Below are 20,845 nucleotides of genomic sequence, written 5' to 3'. Positions count from 1 at the left end.
GTCGAGTCGACCATGCCCGATAACACCCGCCGCGCCCGAGACGAAGCTTTCTGGCAAACCTTCGCCGACCGTTACGACCGCCACCCCGGCCCGGTGAATCTGGAGAACGGCTATTTCGGGCGCATGTCGCGCACCGTGGTCGAGGAGTACCAGCGCAACATCGAGCTGATCAACAACAGCAACTCGATCTACGTGCGACAGCGTTTCGAGCAGCACGACAGCCTCGACATCCGTGCGCAACTGGCAGAGCTGATCGGCGTGCGCGCGCAAAGTGTGGCCTTCACCCACAACGCCACTGCCGGCCTGCAATCGCTGATCCGCAACTATAACCGCCTGCAACCTGGCGACCAGGTGCTGATCTGCGATCTGGAGTACGACACGGTCAAGGGCGCGATGCGCTGGCTGGCACAGCATCGCGGGGTCGAGGTGATCGAGATCGAGCACGCCCACCCCGCCAGCTTCGACAGCCTGCTGGCCACGTACCGCGAAGCCTTCATCCGCCATCCAAAGCTCAAGCTGATGGCCCTTACTCACGTCACTCACCGTACCGGGCTGGTGATGCCGGTGCAGGCCATTGCCGCGCTGGCCAAGGAACATGGGGTCGATATCATCCTTGATGGTGCCCATGCCCTTGGCCAGATCGAGTTCGATCTCGAAGCGCTGGGCATCGCCTTCGCCGGGTACAACCTGCACAAGTGGATCGGCTCGCCGCTGACTCTCGGTTTTCTCTACATAGCTCCACAGCGCCTGGCCGACATCGACCCGGACATGGGCGAGATGCATTTTTCGGCGGGCGATATCCGCTCACGCACGCCCTACAGCACGCCGAACATTCCGGCACTGATGACCCTGCCTTTGGTGTTCGAGGAACACCGCTCACTGGGTGGCGCGGCCGCCAAGGGCGCGCGGGTGAACTACCTGCGCAACCTTTGGGTGAGTGCCGTACGCAACCTGCCGGGCATTGAAGTCATGACCCCGGACGATCCTCGCCTGTATTGCGGCATCACCTCGATGCGTTTTACCCGGCATGCCGACCAGCAGGCGATGGTCGAACGCCTGCTCAACGACTACAACCTGTTCACTGTCGTGCGCAACGGCTCTGCCTGCGGGCCGTGCATCCGTGTCACGCCGTCGCTGACCACGACGGCGGCGGAGATTCAGCAGCTGGTTCTGGCGTTGAATGAACTGCGTTAAACCGTGTACTTGTCGAAGTCCTCGGGCTTGATCTGCGACGACACCGCAAAGGTGTCGATGCCGATCGTGAGGTGGCCGAAGTACCCGTCCTCGTGTGAATCACGACCGATCGGCCACACCGTCAGGGTCGACTCTTCGCCGCCCATGTTGGCGTAGTAGGCATCGTCGTTGTTGCACACCGGCAGCGAACTGCGCCCGCGGTAGGCCTTGGCATTGAGCACGCCGCGGGAAACCACCTCCGGAAAATACAGCTGCCCGACCCAGGCCACATTGCGCTCCTCCAGGTATTCGTTGCCGGCGACGATGCGCACCGCCACGTGAACATGCAGGGTGCGACCGGCGTAGAAACCCGGATAGATCGTGGTGAAGCGCACCCTGCCCTTGTGGTCGCTGAACTGACCGCCGCGCAAATAAGTGTCGTCGTCGGTTCGCGGGATCGAGCCGATATCCTCAACGTCAACTTCCAGATCCGGGTTCACCCGGCTCCAGCCGGAATAGGCGCCGCGTGCGTTGCAGTGCCAGATATCCACCAGCGCACCGCTGACCGGCTCGGCGGTCATGGCATCGACGATGGTCAGGCGCAGCAGCAACGGCAGGCCTTCGGCGCCTTCGCTGATGTTGCGGCGCAGCAGCTTGGGATTGCGGAAATATGGCCCGGCGACTTGCTCGGGGGCCAGTTGATAAACCGTTGGAGCTGAAGGCTGGTGATCCATGACGCGCTCTCTCTTCCATAAGATGAACGCAGGTTAACGCCACACGCGCAGCCAGGTGCGGTAACTATGTATCTCGAGATATCGAAGGTTTTCGGGCAAAAAAAAACGGTGCACCGACCAAGCGCACCGTAAAGCCGTAGAACACACAACGAAGTGTCAGTTGAAGATCAGTCCAGCAGCGCCAGAGCCTCGGCGGTGCATTCCTGAATGCGGGCCCAGTCGCCGTTCTTGATCCACTCCGGATCGAGCATCCAGCTACCGCCCACGCACATGACGTTTTTCAGCGCCATGTAGCTCTTGATGTTGGCAGGGCCGACGCCGCCGGTCGGGCAGAATTTCACTTCGCCGAACGGGCCGCCGAGGGCCTTGATTGCCGCCACGCCGCCGCTGACTTCAGCCGGGAACAGCTTGAAGCGGCGATACCCCAGGCCATAGCCTTCCATGATGCCGGAGGCATTGCTGATGCCCGGCAGCAGCGGGATCGGGCTTTCGACGCTGGCTTCCAGCAGGTCACGGGTGATGCCCGGGGTGACGATGAACTGCGAACCGGCGGCTTCGGCCGCGGCCAGCATATTGCGGTCGAGCACGGTGCCGGCACCGGTCACCAGCTCCGGGCGCTGTTCGCGCAGGATCTGGATCGCCTTGAGGCCGAACTGCGAACGCAGGGTCACTTCCAGCGCGGTCAGACCACCGGCGGCCAGGGCGTCGGCCAGCGGCAGCACGTCCTGTTCGCGGGCGATGGTGATCACCGGCAGGATCCGCGCCTTGGCGCAGAGGCTGTCGATCAGGGCAACTTTGTCCGCCATGGAAACGGTCGGGGATGGGGTTGTCATAGCGGCTGTTCCTTGGCTCATGGGCACCAGTAAATCTCTAACGTAGGTTGCAGAAACGCGCGAACCGGCATGGCGGCGACATCGTTGGATGCCAGTGCGGCATTCAGGGTGGTCAGTTTCGACTGACCGGAAATCGACAGAATCTTGTGCCGGGCCGAGGCCAGCAGTGCGCGGCTCATGGTCAGGCGCTGACGCGGCACGCTGGGCGCGAGCATTGGCCAGCAGCGACGGGTGCCGTCGGCTTGCAGGGCTTCGGCCAGGTTCGGGCTGTCCGGGAACAGCGAGGCGGTGTGACCGTCATCGCCCATGCCCAGCACCAGCACGTCGATGGGCGGCAACTCGGCGAGCAAACGATCGGCCTGCTCCGCAGCCTGCTCGACATTGGCCGCCGCGCTGTAGAGGCTGAGGAACTGCGCCTTGGCCGCCGGGCCCTTGAGCAGATACTGCTTGAGCAGGCCGGCGTTGCTGTCGGCGTGTTCGACCGGCACCCAGCGTTCGTCGGCCAGGGTCACGACGACCTTCGACCAGTCCAGTTCCTGCTTGGCCAGATGCTGGAAAAACGCCACCGGACTACGGCCGCCGGACACCACCAGCACGGCGTTGCCGCGTGCCGCCAACGCTTCGCTCAATTGCTTGGCGACATTCAGCGCCAGGCCTTCGGCGAGCAGCACCGGGCTCTTGAATTCATGGGCATTCACGCCCTCGGGCAGTTTCACATCAGATATCGCCATACCACGACCTCCCGTCCCGCGTGATCAATGCAATGGAGCTCATCGGCCCCCACGACCCGGCCGCATACGGCTTGGGCGCGTCACCGGATTTTTTCCACCCGGCGATCAGCTGGTCACACCATTTCCACGCGGCTTCGATTTCATCTTTACGGACAAACAGGTTCTGATTGCCGTTCATCACTTCCAGCAACAACCGCTCGTAGGCATCGGGGATCCGAGCGCTGCGCCAGGTGTCGGAAAAATTCAGTTGCAGCGGGCCGCTGCGCAGTTGCATGCCCTTGTCCAGGCCTTGCTCCTTGGTCATCACGCGCAAGGAAATACCTTCGTCCGGTTGCAGGCGGATGATCAGTTTGTTGCTGATCTGCAGGCGCTGCTCGGGGGCGAAGATATAGTGCGACGGCTCCTTGAAGTGGATGACGATCTGCGACAGTTTCTGCGGCATGCGCTTGCCGGTGCGCAGGTAGAACGGCACGCCGGCCCAACGCCAGTTGCGGATGTCGGCACGCAGGGCGACGAAGGTTTCGGTGTCGCTCTGGGCGTTGGAATTCGGCTCTTCGAGGTAGCCCGGCACGGACTTGCCTTCGCTGTGCCCGGCGATGTACTGGCCGCGCACCACCTGCGTGGTCAGACCTTCCGGACTGATCGGCGCCAGGGCCTTGAGCACCTTGACCTTCTCGTCGCGGATGCTGTCGGCGGACAGGTCGGCCGGCGGGTCCATGGCGATCAGGCAGAGCAGTTGCAGCAGGTGGTTCTGGATCATGTCCCGCAACTGACCGGCCTTGTCGAAGTAACCCCAGCGACCTTCGATACCGACCTTCTCGGCCACGGTGATTTCCACGTGGGAGATGTAGTTCTGGTTCCACTGGGTTTCGAACAGGCTGTTGGCGAAACGCAGGGCGATCAGGTTCTGGACGGTTTCTTTGCCCAGGTAGTGGTCGATGCGGTAGGTGCGGTTCTCCGGGAAGAACTGCGCCACGGCGTCGTTGACCTTGCGCGAGGATTCGAGGTCGGAGCCGATCGGTTTTTCCAGTACCACGCGGGTGTTTTCCGCCAGACCGACGTTCGCCAGGTTCTCGCAGATCGCGCCGTACACCGCCGCCGGGGTGGCGAAGTAGGCAATCATGCGTTGCGTGCTGCCGGCCAGTTCGGCCAGCGCCATGTAATCTTCAGCCTTGAGGAAGTCGACGTGCAGGTAGGTCAGGCGCGCCAGAAAGCGCTCGGCCACGGCCTCGTCCAGTTCCTTGCCCACGTAACGGCGCAGCTCGGCGGCGATGAACGCCAGGTGCTGCTGCTCGGTGCCCGCCTCACGGGCCAGTGCGATAATGCGCGTATCCTCGTGCAGCAGGCCGGCGCCATCCAGGTGATAAAGGGCAGGAAACAGCTTGCGCAGGGCCAGATCGCCCAAGGCGCCGAACAAGGCGAAGGTGCACGGTTCAACCGTAATCGAAGGCATGATGTTTGTTCTTTTATCAAGTTAAGCTACAAATACCTTTTTTCAAGGCATCACTCAAGGGAAAATGTAGTAATAACCACAACATTTTCGCAAAATACAGATTCCGAGTGGTGGTCGGTCGGAGCCATCAGTAGGATAGGCCACCGTCACGGGCCACATCAAAGGCCCAATTTGCATAGCCGCGCGCTTATCGGCGCCGGTGAATCTAGGAATTCTTATGGATCGCGTGCGAAATTTACTGGAACAGATCCAGAGTCGCCTTGAAGAGCTGAACAAGGCCGAACGCAAAGTCGCCGAAGTGATCCTGCTCAACCCACAGCAGGCCACCCGCTTCAGCATCGCCGCCCTCGCCCAGGCGGCGTCGGTCAGTGAACCGACGGTCAACCGTTTCTGCCGCTCGTTCGGCGTCAGCGGCTACCCCGAACTCAAGTTGCAACTGGCGCAGAGCCTGGCCAGCGGCGCGGCCTATGTCAGCCGCGCAGTAGAAGCTGACGACAATCCCGAGGCCTATACGCAGAAGATTTTCGGCAGTGCGATCGCCTCGTTGGACAGCGCGTGCCAGGCACTGGACCCGAACCTTATCAGCCGCGCCGTCGACCTGTTGATCCAGGCCCGGCAGATCCACTTCTTCGGCCTGGGTGCTTCGGCTCCAGTAGCTTTGGATGCACAGCACAAGTTCTTCCGCTTCAATCTGGCGGTCACCGCCCACGCCGATGTGCTGATGCAACGGATGATTGCCTCGGTGGCGCACACCGGCGAGCTGTTCGTGATCATTTCCTACACCGGCCGCACCCGCGAACTGGTGGAAGTGGCGCGCATCGCACGGGAGAACGGCGCTTCGGTGCTGGGCCTGACGGCCGAGAACTCGCCGCTGGCCAAGGCCAGTACGCTGAGCCTGAACATTCCGCTGCCGGAAGACACCGACATCTATATGCCGATGACTTCGCGGATCATTCAGTTGACCGTGCTGGATGTACTGGCGACGGGGATGACCTTGCGTCGCGGGGTGGATTTCCAGCCGCATCTGCGCAAGATCAAAGAGAGCTTGAATGCGAGCCGGTATCCGGTGGGTGACGAGTTCAACTGAAGATCAAAAGCCCCTCACCCTAACCCTCTCCCGGAGGGAGAGGGGACTGACCGAAGTGTCTTGCGCTATACATCGACTTGAAAGATTGGGTCGATTATGGATTCAAAGACATTCGTTCAATTCGGTGAATCTCTTGAATATCCCCCAATCGGTCCCCTCTCCCCCCGGGAGAGGGTTAGGGTGAGGGCAGCGGTCGAACTGACACACTCAAGCCCCCGCCCACGCCTGCAAACTCAAATGCGCCTTCTCCCCCGGCGCCAGATGCAGGCTGTCGGTGCCACCCGCCGCCGCTTCAACACAGACAAACTCCGAAATCTCATCCCAGGTTACGCCCAGCAACGGCCGCGCCCCCGGATGCCACACCACCGTGTCCGCGCTGTCACCGGTATCGATGCACAACTCGCGCTGCCAGGCGTGATCCTTGAGCTGTAATTCGCCGTCGTGCTGGAACACTCGCTGACAGCCGCCATCGACCCGCAACTCGCCTTCCTGCTGGCAAACCTCACGGTTCAACTGGTCATAACCCTGCGCCCCTTCGAGCCCAGACAGCGCTATCTCACTCACATCACCAATACGCCAGTAAGCGTGCAAAGCCTGGCTCAACTGGCACGGCATGTCGTCCTGATGCTCGGTACTCAGGCGCAATTCCATGCGTTCGCCCAAGTGCGCGTGCAGGTCCACCTGCCAGTCGCACAGCTGCAATTGCCAATGCAGGCGCACGCCATCATCGCTGGTGCTGCTGTCGAGCAGTTTCCAGTCCAGCAGGCGCGCCCAGCCATGGGACGGCCACGCGTTTTCGCTAGGGTGACGGCCATACCACGGCCAGCACACCGGCACGCCGCCGCGAATCGCGCCGACATGCGGCCACTTCGCGGCGCACCACAGCCACGGTTTTTGCCCGCGCGGCTGAAAGTGCAGCAACTGCGCGCCCTGACGACTGAACACCGCCTGACACAACGGATGATCGATCACCAGCACATCGCGCATCTGATAGCGCTCCCAGGCGAACACCGGTCGTTCGCGCAGGGATTTGAAGAAGCGTTGCAGCGGATGCTCATGCATGGGCCACGGTTCCAGAATCAACTTTCATGGGCTGCGACACCCCTGTCCAAAAAAAAGCGGACAGCCTTGGCTGTCCGCAAATATGCGCACATAGAGAGGAGCTTATCGCAGACGCGTCAGAACGTAGACTGAATTTTCAGGCCAGCGACCAAAGCGTTATCCACTTCATCCACACCGCCAGGATGAGTGATGTATTGCAGGTTGGGGCGTACGGTCAGCCAGTTGGTCACATGGAAGCCGTAGTTGATCTCGTAGTTGTATTCGGTTTCACGAATCGGCGCGAACACCGGATTGTCGTAGTCCGAAACACCGTTGGAGACGTTGAGCAGTTCGGCGTTTTTCTTCACGTCATCGTTGACGTGAATACGCGCAGCACCAATACCGAAGTCATCCTTCGGACGCGCATCGAACAGGCCTTTGTACACAAACATCACGGACTGGTAGTTGTCGATGAAGTTGGTGTCCTTGTCGTGGAACGTAGCGTTGGCAGCAATGCTCAGACCACGGCTCTTGTCACCGTTGTGGCTGGTGAGTTGCTGCTGTGCAACGAACCAGTAACCGTGCTTGCTGCTGTGGGTACGGTAGGCATCACCGGTGGTCGCAGCGTCGAAACCGTTGACGTCTTCGCGAACGTCGTCGGCATCGGCCGTGCTCTTGTAGTAACCGACACGGTATTCGCCCGGCAGGCCGTTCGGGTTAGGCGACCAGACCAGTTCCACTGGCAACACGGTGCCTTTGGTGCCGCTGCCGCTCAACTTGAAGCCGTTGCCGTGTTCCAGCTGCGACGGGTTCTGGTTGTACGCACCGATCTGCGCGTAGAGCTCGTCGTTGATGTTGTACTTGACGCGAATCGCCGCCTGGCTGACTGGCCAGTTGTACCAGATGTTGGTCGCCCAGTTACCCACTTGCGAACCGCAGAACGCCAGGTTCTGGAACTCGCACGGGAAGGTGTTGAAGTCTTCGCCTTCGCCGAAGTAACCGGCCTTGACGTCGAGCTTGTTGTCGAAGAACTGGTGTTTGATCCACAACTGGGTCAGACGCACCATGTGGCCACGACCGTAGACTTCCTGCGAGGAGCTGAGTGTGCCAGCACGCGGATCGCCAACACGGTCGTTGGAAATGTTTTCGCCATTACGGTTGGTCAGCTGGATCTTGGCCTGAGTGTTGTCCCAGCCCCACAGTTTCTGCAGGTCCAGCGCCACGCCCAGACCGAACTGGTCGGAGTAACGCGCCGTCTTGTCGTTGTTGTAGCCGCCGTGCAGGTTGCCGCCCACCTCACCGACGTAGTCCATCTTGATGTCGATACCCTGCTCGATCAGCTTGGTACGTTCGCCACCCCAGTCCCCGGTCATCCACTCCGAATCGGAGCTGAACGCGTCAGCCGCGTGGACGCTGCCGGCCAGCATCATTGCCGCAACCGCTGACAACTGGCCGATTCGCTGAGCGTTGTTGTTCTTCTTCATCCCTACATCCTCGTTTTATTGTTATTAACTGTTCTTCTTATCTAACGCGGTTTACATCTGATGCGGTGCGCGACAGGCCACGCACCGCGTGCTCCCTGCGGAAACGGGCGAGCCCGCTCCCGCATTTGTTGATCAGCGACCCTTGAACTGGGCCACGTTGGCGCTGTGCGACTCGGTTTTCGGCAGGCCCGCACCCCCCAGGCGCTCGCCGGACTTGGCATCGAACAGCAGCACTTTCGACGGATCGAATTGCAGGGTCAGGGTCTCACCCACCTGCGGCGCCACATCCGGCGCCAGACGGCAGCAGACCTTGGTGTCGTTGAGGTTGACGAACACCAGGGTGTCCGGACCGGTCGGCTCGGTGACCTGCACTTCAGCCTTGATGCTCGGCAAGCCATTGCCCTCGCCATTGGCCAGGACAATCTGCTCCGGGCGCAGGCCGAGGATCACTTCGCGGTCTTCGAGACCGGCGTCCTGCATCGCCATCGGCAATTCGCAACGGGCCTGGCCGCTGTCGAGCAGCGCCACCAGACGGCCGTCCTTGCGTTGCAGGCGCAGCGGGATGAAGTTCATCGGCGGCGAACCGATGAAGCTCGCCACGAACAGGTTGGCCGGGTCGTTGTAGATCTCTTTCGGCGTACCGAACTGCTGGATGATCCCGTCCTTCATCACCGCCACTTTGTCGCCCAGGGTCATCGCTTCGATCTGGTCGTGGGTCACGTAGACCGTGGTGGTTTTCAGGCGCTGGTGCATCAGTTTCATTTCGGTGCGCATCTCGACGCGCAGCTTAGCGTCGAGGTTGGACAGCGGTTCGTCAAACAGGTAGATCTTCGGTCGACGCGCCAGCGCACGGCCCATCGCCACGCGCTGTTGCTGACCGCCGGAGAGCTGGCCCGGCTTGCGATTGAGCAGGTGCTCGATCTGCAACAGCTTGGCCACGCGGGCGACTTCTTCGTCGATCGCCGACTGGCTCATCTTGCGGATCTTCAGACCGAACTCGATGTTCTCGCGCACGCTCATGGTCGGGTACAGCGCGTAGGACTGGAACACCATGGCGATGTCGCGATCCTTGGGGCTCATGCCGCTGACGTCCTGGTCACCGATCATGATCGCGCCGCCGGTGATGGTTTCCAGGCCGGCGATGCAGTTCATCAGGGTCGACTTGCCGCAGCCCGAAGGCCCGACGAGGATCAGGAACTCACCGTCCTTGATCGACAGTTCGATGTTCTTCAGGGTGTCCGGCAGGCCGGCACCGTAGGTCTTGTTTACATTGCGAAGTTCGAGCGTAGCCATGATTACCCCTTGACTGCGCCGGCCGTCAGCCCGCGCACGAAATACTTGCCTGCGACCACATAGACCAGCAGGGTCGGCAGCCCGGCGATCATCGCCGCCGCCATGTCCACGTTGTATTCCTTGGCCCCGGTGCTGGTGTTGACCAGGTTGTTCAGCGCCACCGTGATCGGTTGCGAATCACCGCTGGAGAACACCACGCCGAACAGGAAGTCGTTCCAGATCTGGGTGAACTGCCAGATCAGGCAGACCATGATGATCGGCGTCGACATCGGCAGGATGATCTGGCGGAAGATGGTGAAGAAGCCCGCGCCATCGAGGCGCGCCGCCTTGATCAGCGCATCCGGAATGCTCACGTAGTAGTTACGGAAGAACAGCGTGGTGAACGCCAGACCGTAGACCACATGGATGAACACAAGGCCGGTGGTGGTACTCGCCAGGCCCATCTTGCCGAGGGTGAACGACGCCGGCAGCAACACCGTCTGGAACGGCAGGAAGCAGCCGAACAACAGCAGACCGAAGAACAGCTGCGAACCGCGGAAGCGCCAGAACGACAGTACGTAACCGTTCAACGCACCGATGGCGGTGGAGATGATCACGGCCGGAACGGTGATCTTGATCGAGTTCCAGAAGTAGCCGTCAACGGTCGCCCAGGCTTTCACCCAGCCGATGCCGCTGACCACGGTCGGCCAGCTCAGCAGGTTGCCGGTGGAGATGTCTTCCGGGGTCTTGAAGCTGGTCAGCAGCATGACCACCAGCGGTACCAGATACAGCAGGACCGCGAGGATCAGCACCGCGTAGATCGCGATGCGACTCAGGCTGATGGCGGGTTTCGAAGCGAGACTAGTCATGACGCTTGGTCCTCAGCTCGGAGTACAGGTAAGGCACGATGATCGCGAGGATCGCACCGAGCATCAGGATTGCACTGGCCGAACCCATGCCCATTTGTCCACGGCTGAAGGTGAACGAGTACATGAACATCGCCGGCAAATCGGAGGAATAACCCGGGCCGCCGGCCGTCATGGCCGCTACCAGGTCGAAGCTCTTGATCGCGATGTGCGCCAGGATCATCACCGCACTGAAGAACACCGGACGCAGGCTTGGCAGCACCACTTTCCAGTAGATGCGCGGCATGCTCGCGCCGTCGATCTGGGCGGCACGGATGATCGACTGATCAACGCCACGCAGACCGGCGAGGAACATCGCCATGATGAAGCCCGAAGCTTGCCAGACCGCCGCGATCACCAGGCAATACACCACGCGATCCGGGTCGATCAGCCAGTCGAGACGGAAGCCTTCCCAGCCCCAGTCCCGCAGCAATTTGTCCAGGCCCATGCCCGGGTTGAGCAGCCATTTCCACGCGGTACCGGTGACGATCATCGAGAGCGCCATCGGGTACAGGTAAATGGTGCGGATAAAGCCCTCGCGACGGATCCGCTGGTCGAGGAACACTGCCAGCAATACGCCGATCACCAGGGTGATACCGATGAACATGCCGCCGAACACGGCCAGGTTCTTGCTCGCCACCCACCAGCGGTCGTTGTCGAACAGGCGCTCGTATTGCGCCAGGCCTGCCCATTTGTAGTTCGGCAGGAAGGTCGACGTGGTGAACGACAGGACAAACGTCCAGAGGATATAGCCATAGAAGCCCACCAGAACGATGAACATGCTCGGCGCCAGCACCAGTTTCGGTAGCCAGCGCTGCAATGCGTCGAACGGCGAGGCCTTGCTGAACACAGCAACAGAACTCATGGGAAGATCCAGTAAAGAAAATGAAGGACCGCTGCAAACTGCAGGCTTCAGGCCGATGCGCGACCTGAAGCTTGCAGCTGCTCTACGCTGACGTTACTTGGCAGCCTTGATGGCGGTGCCGAGTTTCTTCGCAGCGTCGGCCGGGTCGGCTTTCGGGTCGTTGATGTAGTTGGTCACGACATCAAAGAACGCACCCTGCACGGCCAGCGTGGTCGCCATGTTGTGCGCCATGCTTGGCTGCAAGCCACCGTTCTTGGCGTCTGCCAGGAAGTCTTTGGCAGCGGTCTGCGCGCAGGAGTCGAAACCGTACTTGCCCATGTCGGCGAGCATGTCGTTACGCACCGGGATCGAGCCCTTGTTGATGCTGAAGACTTTCTGGAAGTTTTCACCCAGCACGACTTTGGCGATGTCCTGCTGACCGGCCGCGGTGCCCGCGTCCTTCTGCTTGAACACGGCCAGGGAGTCGATGTTGTAGGTGAACGCCTTGTCGGTGCCCGGGAACGCTACGCACTCGTAGTCCTTGCCGGCGACTTTCTTGGCGGCGGTCCATTCGGACTTGGCCCAGTCACCCATGATCTGCATGCCGGCCTTGCCGTTGATGACCTTGGCCGCTTCCAGGTTCCAGTCCTGGCCTTTGCCGTCCTGGTCCATGTAGGTCGCGACTTTCTTCAGCTCGGTCAGGGCCTTGACCATTTCCGGGCCGGTCAGGGCAGCGTTGTCCAGGTCGACCAGGGCTTTCTTGTAACCATCAACACCCATCACCGACAGCACGACCGCTTCGAACACGGTGCTGTCCTGCCATGGCTGACCGCCGTGGGCCAGCGGAATGAAGCCCGCCGCTTTCAGCTTGTCGCCGGCGGCGTAGAATTCTTCGAGGGTGGTCGGGGCTTTTTCGATACCGGCTTTCTTGAAGACTTCCGGGTTGATCCACAGCCAGTTCACGCGGTGAATGTTCACCGGTACGGCTACGTAATCACCTTCGAACTTCACGGTGTCGGAGACTTTCTTGTCGAGCAGGCTGTCCCACTTCTCGGACTTGGAAACGTCTTTCAGGACGTCAGTGTCGAGCAGACCGGTCGACGCCCATTCCTGGATGTCCGGGCCTTTGATCTGGGCAACGCCCGGCGGGTTGCCGGCTACCGCGCGGCTTTTCAGCACGGTCATGGCAGTCGCACCGCCACCGCCGGCGACAGCGCCGTCTTTCCAGGTGAAACCGTCTTTCTCGACTTGTGCCTTGAGCACATCGACGGCAGCTTTTTCGCCACCGGACGTCCACCAATGCACGACTTCCACCGAACCTTTGGATTCGGCAGCGGAAACACTCAGGGGCAGCACAGCGAGCGGGAACAGGGAGGCGACAGAAATGACAGTAGCGAGGCGAGAAATCGCATTCATCTGAGATGTACCTTTCTTGTTGTTATGCATGCAAGTCTGGTGCTTGCGCTGCACACGAGTTTAAACAGAGCGTTTCCCCCCGCAGGTAACGAAGGGACGCGCGAATGTCACCACATGGTTACACAGGAACGCTTCGAGACAGGTGTGCCAGAGCACTGGCCATGCTCGGCGCCAGCGGCAGACGCGGAATCAGCACGGCCTGCCAGGCGTGGTACAGATCCGGTTTGCCCGCCCAGATATCGGCGCTCGGGCGGTTTTGCGGGTCAAGTTCGTGATGCCAGCTGCCGTCGCAGCGGTCGATGAAATACGTTTCGCAAAATTCCCAGAACAGGCGATACCAGGTTTCGTACTGCGCATCGCCGGTGCGTTTGAGCAAGGCACTGGCGGCAGCGCTGGCCTCGGCGTGGGTCCAGTGCAGGCGATGGCGCACCACGGCTTTGTTGTTCCAGTCGAGGGTATAAACGATGCCCGGCGCACCGTCGACGTCCCAGCCATGGCGGCAGTTTTGTTCGAACAGCTTTTGCGCGTCGGTGGCCAGCCAGCCGGGGGTGAGCATGCCAGCCTGGACCCGCGCGGCTTCGAGGTGCAGCAACAGCCGCGCCCACTCGAAACCGTGCCCCGGCGTGGTGCCGTAGGGACGGAAACCGTCGGCGGGATTGTCATGGTTGTAGTCGCGCAGCGGCTGCCAGTTGCGGTCGAAATGCTCGATCACCAGGTAATCGTTGGCAGCGGCGTGCCCGTGAATCACCCGCTCGACGATGCGCTGCGCACGCACCAGCCAGCGCGGGTCGTCGGTGACATCGGCCAAAGCGAGGAACGCTTCGGTGGCGTGCATGTTGCTGTTGGCGCCGCGATAGGCTTCCTCTTCGCGCCAGTCGCGATTGAAGAACTCGCGCATGGCGCCCTCTTCTTCGCTCCAGAAATACGTGTCGATGATGTCGATGGCGTCATCCAGCAACGCCTGCGCGCCGGGACGCTGGGCGACCACAGCGGAACTGGCCGCGAGCGCGACGAAAGCATGCAGATAGGCGTTCTTGCCGGTGTTGCCATCACGGTGTTCGGCGACGGCGAACCAGCCACCGTGCAGCGCATCACGCAACGGGCCGCGCAGGGCCGCAATGCCGTGATCGACCAGCTCGGCGAATCCCGGCAGGCCCTGAATGTGGGCCATGGCGAAGCTGTGGGTCATGCGCGCGGTGTTCATGGTTTCGGCTTGCGCGCCGGCCTGAAGCTGGCCGCGCTCATCGAGATTGCCAAAGCCCTCGGGCAACCGTGAAGCCTTGGCGAACGCCAGCAGGCGCAGGCCTTCATCGGCGAGCCATTGCTGGTGGGCAGGGGCGTTCAGCCAACTGCTGAAGCCCGGATTGAAGTGATCCATGGGTGGCCTTTTTTGTTGTTATGACTGCGGGCAGTCTAAACAACGGGCCGGGAGGGTCTTGTAACGAAGGGGGCGGGTTTTGTCACCGAGCGGTGACAATCAGATCAATCCGCCGAACGCGGCAATTGCAGGGTCACGCGTAATCCACCCTCACGCAGATTCTGCAACGTCACCTCCCCCCCATGGCTATGAGCAATGTTGCGGGCGATCCCCAACCCCAGCCCGTAACCCTGCTGCTGTCCCGCCAAGCGGAAGTGCGGCTCGAACACCTGCTCCAGCCGCTGCTCCGGCACGCCCGGCCCTTCATCGTCGACATGCAGCACGAATGCGCTTTCGTCGTCATCGATGTGCAGGTGCGCGTTCTGGCCGTACTTCAACGCGTTGTCGATCAGGTTGCCGATGCAGCGCTTGAGCGCCAATGGCTTGCCCGGATACGCCGCCAGCGCCCGCCCCTGCTGGGTCACGCGGCCATTGCCGTTGGGCGCCAGATACGGTTCCACCAGGCAGTCGAGTACATGATTGAGATCCACCGGCTCGATGTTTTCGTGGATGTCGGTGTCCTTCACGCATTGCAGCGCGCCTTTGACCAGCAGCTCCAGTTCGTCCAGATCGCGGCCGAACTTGGTTTGCAGCTTCTCGTCTTCCAGCAGTTCGACCCGAAGGCGCAGTCGCGTAATCGGTGTACGCAAGTCATGGGAAATCGCGCTGAACAACTGACTACGCTCGGTCAGGTAACGGCTGATGCGTTCGCGCATGGTGTTGAAGGCGCGGCCCACTTCGACCACTTCACTGCCGCCGCCCTCGGCCACCGGCTCGACGTCGGCGCCCAGCGACAAATCCCGCGCGGCTCGCGCCAGACGCTTTAGCGGCCGGCTCTGCCAGTGCACCAGCAGACCGATGAACAACAACAGAAAACCACTGGTGAAGACGATGAACCACACTTGCTGGGTCGGCAGACCCTGTTCTTCAAGACTGGTGTAGGGTTCGGGCAGCAGCGAGGCGATGTACAGCCATTCACCCGGCGCCAATTGAATCTGGGTCACCAGCACCGGTGGATTCACCGGTTCCAGGGTCAACGCGTAATGCGCCCACGAACGCGGCAACTCATCAAGTTTCAACCCGGCGTTGAAGATCCGTAAGTCATCGGGGCTGACGAAGGTCACCAGAATGTCGGTGTCCTGGCCCAGCGACTGGCGCAGCACTTCATCCACCGCTTTCAGCACCGCGGCCTTGCGCGGCGTCACCGGCAACACCTCCATGCCCAGCGGTTTGTCATTCAGTGTCACCACAAAACGCGTGCCGCCCATGCTGCGCAATTGGTCGAGCACCAGCGGCCGATAAGCCACCGGCAACGAGCGGAAATAACTGACGCTGGCGGTCATCGAATGGGCGAGGCTGCGGGCGCTGGTGACCAGGCCTTCGAGCTGGGTCGCGCGCAATTGGGACACCCAGATCACGCTGGACAGCGTCTGGGCGAACAACACCGCGAGCAACGTCAGCAGCAGCATCCGCCCGAGCAGCGAACGCGGCATCGGCACTTTGCGCGCGGTGGTGCGCAGGAACTCAGTGACCATTGCCGGCAACCACATTGGCTGCCAGTTGGTAGCCGCTGCCACGCACGGTGCGGATCAGGCGCGGCGGTTTTTCGGTGTCGCGCAGACGCTGGCGCAAACGGCTGACGGCCATGTCGACGATGCGGTCGAGGGGCATCAGGTCGCGGCCACGGGTGGCGTTGCCGATGGTGTCGCGGTCGAGGATTTCCTGGGGATGATCAAGAAACAGTTTCAACAGGGCGAAGTCGGCGCCGGACAGAATCACCTCCTCGCCGTCGGCGTGAAACAGCCGATGGCTGACCATGTCCAGCCGCCATTCATCGAACGCCAGCACTTCACTGCCGCCGCGTTCCTGGCCGAATTGGGCGCGGCGCAGCAGGGCCTTGATCCGGGCCTGCAGTTCGCGGGGGCTGAAAGGTTTGCCGAGGTAATCGTCGGCGCCGAGCTCCAGGCCGATGACCCGGTCGGCTTCGTCGGAACTGGCGGTGAGCATGATGATCGGCACCTGGGCCTGACGCGGATGCTGGCGCACCCAGCGGCACAGGCTGAAGCCATCTTCATCCGGCAGCATCACATCGAGGATCACCAGATCGCTCGGCGCCTCGTTAAGCGCCTGACGAAAACCGGCGCCATCCGCCGTGGCCCGTACCTGAAAACCCGCGCGGGTCAGGTAGGTTTCCAGCAACTCGCGTATCTCCTGGTCGTCATCGACCAACAAAATCGACTTGTTGACTGAGCTCACTTCGAAGGCATCCTTGTTGTTGGAATTGGGCGGATTATGCCTGATGTGTCGAGGGTTCCCACGCCCGGCGTGGGAATGATCATTGACCGGATTGTTCGAGCGCCACTCCTGCACCGACGAGCCCCGAGTACGGCGCCGTCACCAGCCACACCGGAATCCCCTTGAAGTAATCGCTCATGCAGCCCTTGTCGGCAAAACTGCGGGCGAAACCGCTTTCGAGGAAGAAATCGGCAAAACGCGGAATCACGCCGCCCACGATGTACACCCCGCCACGGCCGCCCGTGGTCAGCACGTTGTTGCCGGCCACGCGACCGAGCCAGCAGCAGAACTGCTCCAGCACTTCCAGGGCAATCGGGTCGCCTGCAAGCCCCGCCGCAGTGATGGCTTCCGGCGTATCGAGTTTCGGTTCATGACCATCCACCGCGCAGATCGCCCGGTAGACCCGCGGCAAGCCGCCGCCGCTCAACGCGGTTTCCGCGCTGACGTGGCCGATCTCGTTGTGGATGTGCTGCCAGAGCTGGGTTTCACGCGGACTGCTCAGCGGCAGATCGACATGACCGCCCTCGCCCGGCAACGCGGCAAACCGCCCTTCGCCGAGATCAAGCAAGGTGCCGACGCCCAGGCCAGTGCCAGGGCCGATCACTACCGCCGGGCGCAATGGCTCCGGCGTGCCCTCGCAGACCACACGAAATTCGCCCGGCTGCAAACGGGTCATGCCCAACGCCATCGCCGAGAAGTCGTTGACCAGCAACAGCTGCTCGACCTGCAAGGTCTGGCAGAACGCCTTGCGGCTCAGGCGCCAATGGTTGTTGGTGAACTTGAATTCATCGTCGCTCACCGGCCCCGCCACCGACAGGCACACCGAACCGATGGCGCCCGGCGCCAGACCGAGCCTGCTGAGGTAGAGGCTGATCGCCTCTTCCGGGCTGGCATGGTCGGCCGTGGCCAGCACCTGAACCGATTCGAGCTGCTGATCTTTCCACAACGCAAACCGCGCGTTGGTGCCTCCGATGTCACCGACCAAAGCCAGTTTCAATTAAGCGTCTCCAGGGCAGAAGTGAAGGCGCTGGCGCCCTGCTCCGCCGAGCTGAAGGCCAAACGCATGAAGCCAAACAGTTCGCGACCGCTGCCGATGTTGTTGCCCAACAGGCCTTTGGCGGGTTCGCGCGCTGCGAATTCGGCGGCGTCCACCTTGAGTTCCAAAGTGCCTTTGACGCCATCGACGCGGATGATATCGCCCTCTTGCACGCGCGCCAAAGCGCCGCCGACATAAGCCTCGGGGCTGACGTGAATCGCCGCCGGGATTTTCCCCGAAGCGCCGGACATGCGCCCGTCTGTCACCAACGCCACCTTGAAGCCTCGATCCTGCAGCACGCCGAGGAACGGCGTCATCTTGTGCAGTTCCGGCATGCCGTTGGAGCGCGGGCCCTGGAAGCGCATCACCGCGACAAAATCCTTCTCCAGCAAACCGGCCTTGAAGGCGTCGGCCAGATCCTGCTGATCCTGGAACACCATGGCCGGCGCTTCGACGATCTGGTTTTCCAGCGCGACGGCGGACACTTTCATCACGCCGCGACCGAGGTTGCCCTCCATCACGCGCAAGCCGCCCTCTGCCGAGAACGCACGGGCCACCGGGCGCAGGATGTTTTCGTCGAGGCTGTCGGTCGGGCCTTCGCGCCACACCAACTTGCCGTTATCGAGGAACGGCTCCTTGGTGTACTGGCTCAGGCCGTGGCCGAGCACGGTGTTGACGTCTTCGTGCAGCAGGCCGGCTTCGAGCAGTTCGCGGATCAGGAACGACATGCCGCCCGCTGCCTGGAAGTGGTTGATGTCAGCCTTGCCGTTTGGATAAACGTGGCTCAGGGTCGGCACGACTTCGGAGAGGTCGGCCATGTCCTGCCAGGTCAGTTGAATGCCCGCCGCCATGGCGATGGCCGGCATGTGCAGGGTGTGGTTGGTCGAGCCGCCGGTGGCGTGCAGCGCGACGATCGAGTTGACCAGCGCCTTCTCGTCGACGATTTCACCGATCGGCATGAAGTTGCCGTTCTGTTTGGTCAGGCGGGTGACCTGATGCGCGGCTTCGCGGGTCAGCGCCTCACGCAGCGGGGTGTTCGGATTGACGAACGATGCGCCCGGCAGGTGCAGGCCCATCACTTCCATCAGCAACTGGTTGGTGTTGGCGGTGCCGTAGAAGGTGCAGGTGCCCGGGCTGTGGTAGGACTTCATCTCCGATTCCAGCAGCTCTTCGCGGGTCGCCTTGCCTTCGGCGTACTTCTGCCGCACGTCGGCTTTTTCCTTGTTGGAAATCCCCGAGACCATCGGCCCGCCCGGGACGAAAATCGTCGGCAGGTGACCGAAACGCAGGGAGCCCATCATCAGGCCCGGCACGATCTTGTCGCAGATGCCGAGCATCAGCGCGCCGTCGAACATGTTGTGGGACAGCGCCACCGCCGTCGACATCGCGATCACTTCGCGGCTCGGCAGGCTGAGTTCCATGCCCGGTTCACCCTGGGTCACGCCGTCGCACATCGCAGGCGTGCCGCCGGCGAACTGGCCGACCGAGCCGATTTCGCGCAGGGCGTTCTTGATCTGCTCCGGGAAGACTTCGTACGGCTGGTGCGCCGAGAGCATGTCGTTATATGACGAAACAATCGCGATGTTGGCCGAGTTCATCATCCGCAGGCTGTGCTTGTCTTCGCTGCCACACCCGGCCACGCCGTGGGCGAAGTTGGCGCATTGCAGTTTGCCGCGCATCGGCCCGTCAGTTGCAGCGCCGCGAATCAGCGCAAGGTAAGCCTGACGCGTGGCGCGGCTGCGGGCGATAAGCCGTTCGGTGACCTCAAGAACGCGGGGATGCATGTGTAGAACTCCAGGCTAACGGATGTGGCGACCTGATTGTCTATGCTGATCAAAAGCCCGTTCGCGTGGGATGACGAACGGTTTTGTTGATCATTCGGACCAGTTGATTCAGGTCACTCGTTGTAGATAAAACAAAATATTGCCACTAAAAAGGCTTGTTTTCTATTTTTATGCGAATAATCTTGTAATTCCAACAACAAAACGACGGCGGCGCTGTTCAATGACTCTTCGAATCGCAATCAATGGTTTTGGCCGCATCGGCCGTAATGTCCTGCGCGCACTGTATACCCAAGGCTATCGTCAGGATTTGCAGATCGTCGCCATCAACGATCTGGGCGACAGCGCGATCAATGCGCATCTGCTCAAGTACGACACCGTTCATGGCACATTCGACGCCGAAGTGGCTCATGACAACGAGAGCCTGACCGTCAACGGCGACCGCATTTCGGTCAGCGCCATCCGCAACCCGGCCGACCTGCCATGGGCCGCGGAAAAGATTGATGTGGTGTTCGAATGCACCGGTCTGTTCACCGACCGGGCCAAAGCCGCTGCGCATATTACCGCCGGCGCACGCAAAGTGATTATCTCGGCCCCGGCCAAAGGCGCCGATGCCACCGTCGTTTACGGTGTGAACCACGACATTCTGCGCCAGTCGCACCAGATCATTTCCAACGCGTCGTGCACCACCAACTGCCTCGCGCCAGTCGCGCAAGTGCTGCACCGCGAGTTGGGCATCGAAAGCGGTCTGATGACCACCATTCATGCCTACACCAACGACCAGAACCTGACCGACGTCTATCACACCGACCCGTACCGAGCGCGCTCCGCCACCCAGAACATGATCCCGAGCAAGACCGGCGCTGCCGAAGCCGTGGGCCTGGTGCTGCCGGAACTGGCGGGCAAGCTGACCGGCATGGCCGTGCGCGTACCGGTGATCAATGTGTCACTGGTTGACCTGACCGTGCAGTTGAAGCGCGAAGCCTCGGCCGATGAAGTCAATGCACTGATGAAAGCCGCGAGCCAGCATTCGAAGATCCTTGGCTACAACACTCTGCCGCTGGTTTCGAGCGACTTCAACCACAACCCGCTGTCGTCGATCTTCGACGCCAACCACACCAAAGCCAGCGGCAAACTGCTGAAAGTACTTGCCTGGTACGACAACGAGTGGGGCTTCTCCAACCGCATGCTCGATAACTGCCTGGCGCTGTGCAACGCGGAATAAAACCGCTGCCGCCCTTTTGAGAGCGGGCAAAAGCTTTACCCACCTTTGACAAATCAACACTTGACCATTCGGGCGGATGATAAGCATTATCATTCGCTCGAAATGGATCAGGTCCTCC

18 protein-coding genes are annotated in these 20,845 nt (G+C 61.4%); 3 read left to right on the top strand and 15 right to left on the bottom strand.

What is annotated here, in order from left to right:
• Positions 1 to 12 precede the first annotated feature (12 nt).
• Positions 13 to 1,194 carry an aminotransferase class V-fold PLP-dependent enzyme gene (locus tag QRN46_RS01720; RefSeq protein WP_285354200.1) on the top strand — a complete coding sequence of 394 codons (1,182 nt, stop codon included), beginning with the start codon at positions 13 to 15 and terminating at the stop codon, positions 1,192 to 1,194.
• On the opposite strand, the gene QRN46_RS01715 is transcribed toward QRN46_RS01720, so the two are convergent.
• The 4 genes from QRN46_RS01715 to zwf form a co-directional block, all read right to left on the bottom strand.
• On the bottom strand, positions 1,191 to 1,907 hold the full coding sequence (locus QRN46_RS01715) for an intradiol ring-cleavage dioxygenase (protein ID WP_201816161.1): 717 nt from the start codon (positions 1,905 to 1,907) through the stop codon (positions 1,191 to 1,193). The two genes, QRN46_RS01720 and QRN46_RS01715, sit on opposite strands and share 4 nt — an antisense overlap.
• 167 nt (positions 1,908 to 2,074) lie before the next feature.
• Positions 2,075 to 2,740: a bifunctional 4-hydroxy-2-oxoglutarate aldolase/2-dehydro-3-deoxy-phosphogluconate aldolase gene (locus QRN46_RS01710; protein WP_011335602.1), complete on the bottom strand. Its 666-nt coding sequence runs from the start codon at positions 2,738 to 2,740 to the stop codon at positions 2,075 to 2,077.
• 17 nt (positions 2,741 to 2,757) lie between these two features.
• Positions 2,758 to 3,471, bottom strand: a complete 714-nt coding sequence (gene pgl / locus QRN46_RS01705; protein ID WP_064383725.1) for a 6-phosphogluconolactonase — start codon at positions 3,469 to 3,471, stop codon at positions 2,758 to 2,760.
• The gene (zwf, locus tag QRN46_RS01700; RefSeq protein WP_221615332.1) at positions 3,458 to 4,924 is read right to left on the bottom strand and encodes a glucose-6-phosphate dehydrogenase; all 1,467 of its coding nucleotides are present in this window, start codon (positions 4,922 to 4,924) and stop codon (positions 3,458 to 3,460) included. Before zwf ends, pgl begins: the two co-directional genes overlap by 14 nt.
• A 226-nt stretch (positions 4,925 to 5,150) precedes the next feature.
• Between zwf and QRN46_RS01695 the strand changes: the two genes are divergently transcribed.
• Complete coding sequence (locus QRN46_RS01695; protein ID WP_169842436.1) at positions 5,151 to 6,011, top strand: MurR/RpiR family transcriptional regulator; 861 nt, start codon at positions 5,151 to 5,153, stop codon at positions 6,009 to 6,011.
• Positions 6,012 to 6,218: 207 nt separating this feature from the next.
• Here QRN46_RS01695 and QRN46_RS01690 read toward each other — a convergent pair whose 3' ends face one another.
• The 11 genes from QRN46_RS01690 to edd form a co-directional block, all read right to left on the bottom strand.
• Positions 6,219 to 7,073 (bottom strand): D-hexose-6-phosphate mutarotase, encoded by an 855-nt coding sequence (locus QRN46_RS01690; protein ID WP_285354199.1) that lies wholly within the window; start codon positions 7,071 to 7,073, stop codon positions 6,219 to 6,221.
• Positions 7,074 to 7,189: 116 nt separating this feature from the next.
• Entirely contained in the window at positions 7,190 to 8,536 is a 1,347-nt protein-coding gene (locus tag QRN46_RS01685; protein ID WP_201816196.1) for a carbohydrate porin, read from the bottom strand.
• A 132-nt stretch (positions 8,537 to 8,668) separates the two neighbouring features.
• Positions 8,669 to 9,829, bottom strand: coding sequence for an ABC transporter ATP-binding protein (locus tag QRN46_RS01680; protein ID WP_201816199.1), 1,161 nt, complete (start codon positions 9,827 to 9,829; stop codon positions 8,669 to 8,671).
• A gap of 2 nt (positions 9,830 to 9,831) precedes the next feature.
• Entirely contained in the window at positions 9,832 to 10,677 is an 846-nt protein-coding gene (locus QRN46_RS01675; RefSeq protein ID WP_007951164.1) for a carbohydrate ABC transporter permease, read from the bottom strand.
• Positions 10,670 to 11,578 (bottom strand): carbohydrate ABC transporter permease, encoded by a 909-nt coding sequence (locus tag QRN46_RS01670; protein ID WP_011335609.1) that lies wholly within the window; start codon positions 11,576 to 11,578, stop codon positions 10,670 to 10,672. Before QRN46_RS01670 ends, QRN46_RS01675 begins: the two co-directional genes overlap by 8 nt.
• A gap of 93 nt (positions 11,579 to 11,671) precedes the next feature.
• Positions 11,672 to 12,973 (bottom strand): ABC transporter substrate-binding protein, encoded by a 1,302-nt coding sequence (locus QRN46_RS01665; RefSeq protein ID WP_007951167.1) that lies wholly within the window; start codon positions 12,971 to 12,973, stop codon positions 11,672 to 11,674.
• A gap of 118 nt (positions 12,974 to 13,091) precedes the next feature.
• On the bottom strand, positions 13,092 to 14,351 hold the full coding sequence (locus tag QRN46_RS01660; protein WP_201816202.1) for a D-mannose isomerase: 1,260 nt from the start codon (positions 14,349 to 14,351) through the stop codon (positions 13,092 to 13,094).
• Positions 14,352 to 14,455: 104 nt separating this feature from the next.
• Entirely contained in the window at positions 14,456 to 15,883 is a 1,428-nt protein-coding gene (locus QRN46_RS01655; RefSeq protein ID WP_201816532.1) for an ATP-binding protein, read from the bottom strand.
• Positions 15,884 to 15,914: 31 nt separating this feature from the next.
• Positions 15,915 to 16,646 (bottom strand): response regulator, encoded by a 732-nt coding sequence (locus QRN46_RS01650; RefSeq protein WP_011335612.1) that lies wholly within the window; start codon positions 16,644 to 16,646, stop codon positions 15,915 to 15,917.
• 79 nt (positions 16,647 to 16,725) lie between these two features.
• Entirely contained in the window at positions 16,726 to 17,682 is a 957-nt protein-coding gene (locus tag QRN46_RS01645; protein ID WP_285354198.1) for a glucokinase, read from the bottom strand.
• Positions 17,679 to 19,505, bottom strand: a complete 1,827-nt coding sequence (gene edd / locus QRN46_RS01640) for a phosphogluconate dehydratase (RefSeq protein WP_085745187.1) — start codon at positions 19,503 to 19,505, stop codon at positions 17,679 to 17,681. Before edd ends, QRN46_RS01645 begins: the two co-directional genes overlap by 4 nt.
• 220 nt (positions 19,506 to 19,725) lie before the next feature.
• On the opposite strand from edd, the gene gap reads away from it, so the two are divergent.
• Positions 19,726 to 20,727, top strand: coding sequence for a type I glyceraldehyde-3-phosphate dehydrogenase (gene gap, locus QRN46_RS01635; protein ID WP_085689348.1), 1,002 nt, complete (start codon positions 19,726 to 19,728; stop codon positions 20,725 to 20,727).
• The last annotated feature ends 118 nt before the right edge of the window (positions 20,728 to 20,845 follow it).

Origin of the sequence: Pseudomonas sp. lyk4-R2A-10 (genome assembly GCF_030209075.1) — a bacterium.
Classification (GTDB): Bacteria; Pseudomonadota; Gammaproteobacteria; order Pseudomonadales; family Pseudomonadaceae; genus Aquipseudomonas; species Aquipseudomonas glycinae.
This window is presented reverse-complemented; position numbering and strand designations above follow the sequence as displayed.